Raw genomic sequence first — 7,625 nt, forward strand, 5'->3', positions numbered from 1 at the left:
TCCCGCTCGACGGCTTCCACGGCCTCGCGGCCCTTGTCGCGGCCCGCCTGCCAGCCGCCCCAGCGGGCCTTGGCCTCCCGGGGCGCCAGGCGCGGGAGCTCGGCGACGGGCGCGACGGGGCCGGGGCCGGGACCGCCGGGGCGCTCGCGGGTCTTGCGGCGGCGGCGCGGCAGCGTCGCGGGGTCGCCCGTCTCGGCGGCGCGGCTCACGCTGCGCACCCCGGCGGGCAGCGGCGCGGCCTGTTCCTGGCTCCGTACGGGCGCGGGGGCGTGCACCGAGGGGGCGTGGCTCTCGGGCATCTCGACCAGCAGGGCGGCCGGGACGCTGACGACGGCGGCGACGCCCCCGTAGCCGCTCTTCTTGAGCGTGACCTGGAAGCCGTACTGGCGCACGAGCGCGCCGATCGCCGCCCAGCCGGTCTGCGGCGGGTCGCCGAGTTCCACGAGCCGCACCGGGTGCGCGCCGCTGAGCAGGCGCTCCGCGCGGGCGAACTGCTCGGCGTTGAGGCCGACGCCCGCGTCCTCGACGATGACGCTCGCGCCGGTCTGCGTCTCGTGCAGCGAGACGTCCACCTTGAGCGTGCCGTGCGAGAAGTGGACGGCGTTGGCGAGGAGTTCGGCGAGGACCACGCGCAGCGGCTCGACGCACTGCGCCATGACGCCGACGGGGCGGGTGAGGTGGTTGACGGGTTCGCCGACGCGCTCCTTGAAGTCGCGGACCCGGCTCGCGGCGCTCACCGCGATGTCCACGAGGTGCGTGTCGTCGCGGAAGAGCATCGGCGTGGACCCGGTGGCGAGTGCCGGGGTCTGCGCGGCGCGCCCGATCAGCTCGTTGAGCATGTCGAGCGCGAGGACGTCGGCCATCAGCGCGGGCTCGGCGTCGGGGTGGCGGCGCTGGATCTCGCTGAGGCCGTCCTGGAGGCGCAGTTGCAGGGCGTGCACCCGGCTCATCGCGCCGCGCTCGACGGCCCGCCCGGCCTCGTCCACCCGTTCGCTCTCGGCGGCGACGCCCTCGGCGACGGCGTCGAGGAGCGCGCGGTGGAGCCGGTCCACGGTGGTGCCGGCGAGTTCGGGCGCGAGCAGCCCGGGCACGGTGACGTGCGGGGTGCGCAGGTCCGCGAGAAGGGCGGGAAGGCGGTGTTCGAGCAGGTGCCGTGTCTCGCGCTCGATCGTCTCGCGCGCGGCACGGGTCTAAGTGCGCGCGCTCTCGACGTCGGCCCGCGCGACGTCGCGCTCCCGCCGCGCCTCGCGTACGTCCTCGCCGGCCCGCCTGGCGCGGCGGCGCGCCGCGACGAGAGGGCCTCCGGTCGCCGCAGCGGTGGCCCCGCCGGCGACGACGGCTGCGGCCACGACCTCCATCAGCATGTGCGGGGTCCCTGAACCTCGGTGTGCTTGCGGACCGCGACGCCACAGGGCGCCGCTCGCCGCACCACCGTAGGCGCAAGATCGTCACATGCCTCGTTCTGACCGGAAGTTGACGGGTTTTTTGATGAATCAGTGACCCGCCGGACCGGTACATCCCTTTGTGGCGGGAATCGCCTGCGGAACGGGGTATCCCGACCATTCCTTTTCGGCTGCCCGCTTTGCCACCACCGCACCGGGAACGCGGGATTCCGCCTGTTCACGGGCGGGGTTCCGCCCGCCCCGTCAGTAGAGTCCCCTGCCCTCCTCCAGGGTGGTCGTCGCGCGCCGGACGAGGGCGATCGCCCCGCAGCTCCTGGCGAGCGTGAGGCCCCGGTCCAGCTCCTTGCGGGAGCGGGTGACGAGCCCGTACTCGACGCGGGCCCGGGCGTGCTCGTAGGAGCAGGGCGAGTGTTCGAGATAGGTGACCGCGCGGGCCAGGAGCGAGGCGGCGTGCTGGCCCTCGCTCACGGCTGCGGCCTGGCGCAGCGATTCACCGATCGCCGTGTCGGTGCCGAAGCGCTCGGCCGCGCGGCGCGCGGTGGCGACGAGTTCGGCGGCCCGGTCCGGGTCGTCGGGCGCGACGGCGAGGGCGAGTTCGCCGTGCACGGGCGCGAGCACCGTGTTGTGCCAGCCCCGCGCGGTGAGCGAGACGAGCCCCGCCTCCAGCTCGTCGATCGCCTCCTTGCGGCGGCCGAGCGCGAGCAGCAGCCGTCCCCGGACCGCCGCGGCGTCGGGCAGCACGATGACATCGGGATAGGGCGGCCGGAACGCGTACTGCTCCATCAGTTCCTCGGCCTCGCGCACCTCGCCCTGGGCCAGCAGGGTGTCGGCGAGCATACAGACGATGTCCCAGTGCAACGGCATCCGCGAACCCACCCGGTCCGCGAGCCGCAGCGCCTCCCTGAGCATCCCCCGCGCGTCGCGCAACTGCCCGCGCCGGCGCTTCACGTAGCCGACGAACGCCTGCGCCACACCGAGGTGGTTGCCGCTCCAGCCCTGCCGCCGGTAGACGTCGAGAGCTTCGGTGAACAGGCTCGACGCCCGGTCGAGGCGGTCCGAGAAGATGTACGCGCCGCCGAGCATGACGAGGAGTTCGAAGCTCCACTCGGTGTCGGTCCAGCCGAGACCGGGCGGGAGCTGGCCGTTGACGAGGGCGCGGTCGCACAGCTCGACCGCGTGCTCCGCGTTCTCGCCGCGCGCCATGACGTCGAAGGCGCGCAGGATGAGCAGCGCCCGCTCGGAGGTGTCGCGCCCGGTGAGCGGGTCGGCGAGGGCCGCGAGCCGCGCCGAGCGGCCCTCCGCGTCGTCCTCGCGCGCGAAGATGCCCTCCCACATGAAGTGCACGCCCTGGAGCCGCATCCGGTCCGGCCCCGCGTCCAGCAGGACGGCCTCGCGCTCCACCGCGTCCACGGCCTCGCGCAGCCGGTCGAGGTGGACGAGTGCCTGCGAGAGGCGGCACACGGCGTCGGTCCTGTCCTTGCCCGTCAGCCCCTCGGGCAGTTCGAGCGCGGCCCGCAGGTGCCGGACCGTGCTCCCCAGGTCGGTGAGGAGTGTCGCGCAGCCCAGTTCGTAGCTGACCTGGGCGTGCACGCCGGGCGCGGGCGGTTCGAGCAGCGCGCGTTCCAGGCAGAGCCTGGCCGCCTCGGGGGCGCCGACGGCGAGGTGTTCGCGTGCCGCCGCGCGCAGCCGCGCCACGACGTCCGGGTCGTCGTCGGGCACGAGCTGGAGCAGGTGGCGCGAGGCGGCGGCGGGGCCGCGCCCGGACTCCTTGACGAGATCGGCGGCCCGCCCGTGCAAGGCGGTGCGGTGGTAGGGGAGCATCGACTCGTGCACGGCGGTGGCGATGAGCGGGTGGACGAACTGGAGGTCGTCGTCGGGCCCGGCCAGGACACGGGCGGTACGGAGCCGGGCGAGGTGGGTGCCGGCCTCCTCCAGCGGCATGTCGCTGAGCCGGGCCACGAGCGGGAGCGTGATGTCGGTGCCGAGCACGGCGGCGGACCAGGCGACGCGCAGGGTGTCCGCGCCGAGCGCCTCGATCCGTTCCACGAGGCCGACGCCGCGCGAGGCGGCGTTGAGACCGCGCAGTTGCCCGGCGTCGGACTCGACGGCTCTGACCCCGTTCTCGCGCGCCTTGCTGAGGAGTTCGACGGTGTCGTACGGGTTCCCTCCGGTCACCGCCCACACCTCGCGGCAGAAGCCGTCCTCGGCGAGGGAGCCGAAGGCGGCGCGGGTCAGCTCGGCGGCGGCCTCGGGGCCGAGCGGCCGGAGGCGGTTCCCGGCCGGGCGCGCCTGGTCCACGAGGCTCTTGAGGTACTGGGCCGTGCGCCCGGTGGCCTCGTCCTCGCGCAGCGCCACGACAAGCAGCACCTTCGTCGTGTCGAGCGTCTTGGCGAAGGCGGCGAGCCAGTCCAGCGTCTCGGGGTCGGCCCAGTGCACATCGTCCACGAGGAGGACGACGGGCCAGTCGGCCCCGACGAGACGCGTGACGACGGAGACGAGCGAGTCGATGACCCCGCGCGGGTCGGCGGTGCGCCCGCCCGGCTCCACTATGCCGAGCGCGGGGCCCACGATGTCGTAGCGCTCACCGAGGTAGGCGCGGGCCTCGTCGGGCGTCATCGCGAGCAGGCTGTGCTGGAGGAGCTGCCGCAGCAGGTGGAAGGGCACCGAGGTGACCGTCTGCCCGCCGCGCGCGCTCCACACCGACGCCCGCGCGGCGGCGCGCCGGCCCACCTCCTGGAGCAGCCGGGTCTTGCCGATGCCCGCGACACCGCTGAAGACGAGGAGGCTGCCGCCGCCCTCGCGGTCCTCGCAGAGCCGCTCGATCGCCTCGTCCACGAGCAGCAGTTCCCGCTCGCGCTCCCACAGGGCGGTGTCGCCGGACGGGGTGGCGGGCTCGCCCGGCGGCGGCTCGCCGTGCGGGGAACCGCCATGGTCGTGGGCGTCCTGCCGCGTGTCCGCCGTCATCATGCCGCTCCCCTGCCGGTCCGCCGTTGCCTGGACCGGGAGTTGGCCGGCAATTCGGCCGCCGGGCCCGGTCCGCACGGAGGCGAGCCTAACCGCAGGGCCCGAATATGACACGGATTCAAGCGAGCCCGGGACCCGGCGGCTATCATGCCCGCCTCTCATCCGATTTTCAGCACCACGGCCTAGGGTGAGCCGCATGACCCCACAGACTCCTCCCGGCTGGTACCCCGATCCCGGCCACTCGGGCGAGGGCCCGCGCGGCGAGCGCTGGTGGGACGGCACGGCCTGGACCGAACGGACCCGGCAGGCCGCGCCCGCACAGGCCCCGGGCCCCGTCCCCGGGACGCCCGCCGAGGCGCCGATACCCGCCGCCCCCTCCCCGTACGGCGCCCCCTCCCCGTACGGCGCCCCGCCCCCGTACCCGCCGGGCGCCCCGTACGGCGCCGCACAGCCGGGGGTCCCCTACGGCGCTAACGGCCCGTACGGGACGCCGCCCGCGCCGCGGCGCGGGCGCGGGCGGTGGATCGCCGGGATCTCGGTGGGCGTCGTGCTGCTCGCCGTGCTCGGCGTCGGGAGCTACGCGCTCTTCGCGGGCGACGACGGCGACGGCTCGAAGAGCCCGGCGGCCGCCGCGCCCCGCGAACCCGGCGCGCCACGCGGACAGACCCCCTCCGCGCCGCCGCGCCAGCGCGGCGAGGGCGGTGGGGACGGCGAGGGCGAGGGGCAGGGCGGGACGGTGCGTTCGGGCAGCGTGCCGGACCTGGTGAACGGGCTGCGCATCCCCGTGCCGAAGGGCTGGGAGGGCCAGAGCGTGAGCACCGGGGCGAGCGTCAACGCCGGTTCCTACGCCTGCCCCGTGCCCGATCCCGCCGCCGGTGACGAGGACAGCTGCGTGCACGGCGGAATCCAGTCGGTGCCCGCCGCGGCGCTCGGCCTCTCCGCGAAGACCCCGGAGGAGATCGCCAAGGCCGATATCGCGAAGAACGCCGAGGACTCCTACGGCGGGGGCGCGTACGGGGAGATCACCTCGCACCGCGTGGACGCGGCGAAGGCCGTGAAGGTCGCGGGCGCCGAGGGCTACCTCGTGCGGTGGAAGGTCGTCACGAGCAAGGGCCCGGACGGCTACGCCGAGACCGTCGCCTTCCCCTCCCCCACCACGAAGCAGCTGGTCGTCCTGCGCGCCGGGCTCGACATCGCCGACGACGCGCCGAAGCTCTCGGTGCTGGACGAACTGCTCGCCGGGATCGAGGCGGGCCGGGCCGGGGCGCCGGGCGGCGGCACGGGCCAGAACGCCTGAGGGCGCGCGGGCAGCCCCGCGCGCGGAAAAAGGGCCCGGTGTCCCCTCCCACCGCTCATCGGGAAGGGGCACCGGGCCCGGGGCGCGCCGCCCCCGTCCCCACGGTGCGGCGCGGGCGCGTCGTCGTCCTTCATCCGCCGGTACGACGACCGCCGGTCTCTAGGGGCTCTCGCCCGTCCCCCGCTCCCCCGCCGCGTCCTCCGGCTCCGCCAGCCCGAGGACGGGCAGCAGCACGGCGCGCACGAAGCGCTCCATGTACGGGGTGTCGGCCTGCTTGCCGTCGATGAAGGCCCGCATCCGCAGCACGCCGAGGAGCTGGGAGGCGACGTAGGGGCGGGCGGGGTGGTCGGCGCGCAGTTCCCCGCGCTCGACCCCGCGGTCGAGCATCGCGCCGATCGCGGCGAGCTCGGGATCGACCAGGGTCTCGCGCAAAACCTTCTTGAGGTCCGGGTCGTGCAGCGCCGCCTGGGTCAGGGCCTGGACGAGCAGGGTGTCGCCGAAGCCGCCGCTCCCGGCCGCGTGCGCGGCGGCGAGCAGGTCGCCCGACAGGCTCCCCGTGTCGATACCGCTGAACCGCTCCTTGCTGTGCGCCCGCAGCGCGGCGGCGACGAACTGCTGCTTGGTGCGCCACTGCCGGTAGAGCGTGGACTTGCTGCACCGGGTGCGCAGCGCGATGCCCTCCATCGTCAGCGCGTCGTAGCCGCAGCGCCTGATCTGGTCGAGCACGGCCTCGTAGAACTCTTGCTCGCGTGCGGGCGTGAGCTTGGACCGGCGGGAGGCGGCAGTGGTCTCGTCGGTGACTTCGACGGCTTCGGCGGTCATCGCGCTCTCCTCGTCCTCCGGTGGCGGTCCTCGGGGTCCTGCGGCGTTCGCGCCGCGAACGGCGGGAAAACCGCTCGTCCGGTACGCCAGTGTACCGGTACGCTGGCGTATCGATACGCCACGGTACCGGTACGCCGGTGTACCGATACGAAAGTGTACCGATACGACGTCGTACCGGTACACTGGCGTACCGCTGGGCTCCAGGGGTCATCCCTGCCCCCACCGCACCACCAAGCCGTCACGTCAAAGGGGCCCCGGGCATGAGTACCGCCCGTTCCAGGTCCGCGACACGGGAGCCGGACGCCACTGCCCGACCGCCCCTCGTCCGCGAACTGCTGCTCGTCGTCGGACTCTTCCTCCTCTACAAACTGGGGCGGAAACTGGCGAACGGACACGTCTCGGAGGCGTACCGCAACGCGGATCACATATGGGATCTGGAGCGGTACCTCCACCTGCCGCGCGAGACGGACGTGCAGGCGCTGCTGCTGCACAGCGACAGCGTCGTGCACATCGCGAACACCTACTACGCGACCGTGCACTTCCCGCTCACGCTCGCCTTCCTGGTCTGGCTGTACTGGAAGAAGCCCGCGCACTACGTGTGGTCGCGCCGGGTCCTGGCGGTCGTCACCGGGATCGCGCTCGCCGGGCACCTGCTCTTCCCGCTCGCGCCCCCGCGGATGCTCGCCGCGACCCACCTCATGGACACCGGGCTCGTCTACGGCCCCACGGTCTACGGCTCGACCCCGCAGACCGACTCCGTCTCCAACCAGTTCGCGGCCATGCCCTCGCTGCACTTCGGCTGGGCCCTCATGGTCGCCATCGGCTTCGTCGTCGCCGGGCGGCACCGGGCCCGCTGGCTGTGGCTGCTCCACCCGGCGACCACCCTCCTCGTGATCGTCGGCACCGCGAACCACTACTGGATGGACGTGCTCGTCGCGACCGCCCTCCTCGGCATCGCCCTGTTCGTCGTCCCGCGCCCCTCCGCCCACCTCTCGCGGCCCCGCCCCGTCCCCCGCCCGCCCCTGCGGCGGCTCCTCCCGCACGGCGCGAGCCGATGACCGCCACCCTCCTCGCGGTCGCGCTCTCGCTGATCTCCGCCGTCGCCTACGCGACCGCGGCCGTCGCCCAGGAGCGCCTCG

Annotated in this window: 6 protein-coding genes; 2 read left to right on the forward strand and 4 right to left on the reverse strand. The window is 74.4% G+C overall.

Features of this window, described 5'->3' with window-relative positions:
- The 3 genes from SSBG_RS02875 to SSBG_RS02880 all read right to left on the reverse strand — a co-directional run.
- Positions 1-1,091, reverse strand: a 1,091-nt coding sequence (locus tag SSBG_RS02875) for a histidine kinase (protein WP_234010322.1), incomplete at its 3' end; no start/stop codon positions are given.
- Between the two features lie 99 nt (positions 1,092-1,190).
- Positions 1,191-1,364 carry a hypothetical protein gene (locus tag SSBG_RS34135; protein ID WP_234010323.1) on the reverse strand — a complete coding sequence of 58 codons (174 nt, stop codon included), beginning with the start codon at positions 1,362-1,364 and terminating at the stop codon, positions 1,191-1,193.
- Positions 1,365-1,646: 282 nt separating this feature from the next.
- A complete protein-coding gene (locus SSBG_RS02880) occupies positions 1,647-4,367 on the reverse strand; it encodes an ATP-binding protein (protein WP_008744734.1) in 2,721 nt (906 codons plus the stop codon).
- A 196-nt stretch (positions 4,368-4,563) separates the two neighbouring features.
- Between SSBG_RS02880 and SSBG_RS02885 the strand changes: the two genes are divergently transcribed.
- Complete coding sequence (locus tag SSBG_RS02885; RefSeq protein WP_037868807.1) at positions 4,564-5,664, forward strand: DUF2510 domain-containing protein; 1,101 nt, start codon at positions 4,564-4,566, stop codon at positions 5,662-5,664.
- A gap of 159 nt (positions 5,665-5,823) precedes the next feature.
- Here the strand turns inward: SSBG_RS02885 and SSBG_RS02890 are convergent, their stop codons facing one another.
- Complete coding sequence (locus SSBG_RS02890; RefSeq protein WP_008744736.1) at positions 5,824-6,486, reverse strand: TetR/AcrR family transcriptional regulator; 663 nt, start codon at positions 6,484-6,486, stop codon at positions 5,824-5,826.
- A gap of 260 nt (positions 6,487-6,746) precedes the next feature.
- Between SSBG_RS02890 and SSBG_RS02895 the strand changes: the two genes are divergently transcribed.
- Complete coding sequence (locus tag SSBG_RS02895; protein ID WP_008744737.1) at positions 6,747-7,544, forward strand: phosphatase PAP2 family protein; 798 nt, start codon at positions 6,747-6,749, stop codon at positions 7,542-7,544.
- Positions 7,545-7,625: the final 81 nt, after the last annotated feature.

This window comes from Streptomyces sp. SPB074 (assembly GCF_000154905.1).
Lineage (GTDB): Bacteria > Actinomycetota > Actinomycetes > Streptomycetales > Streptomycetaceae > Streptomyces.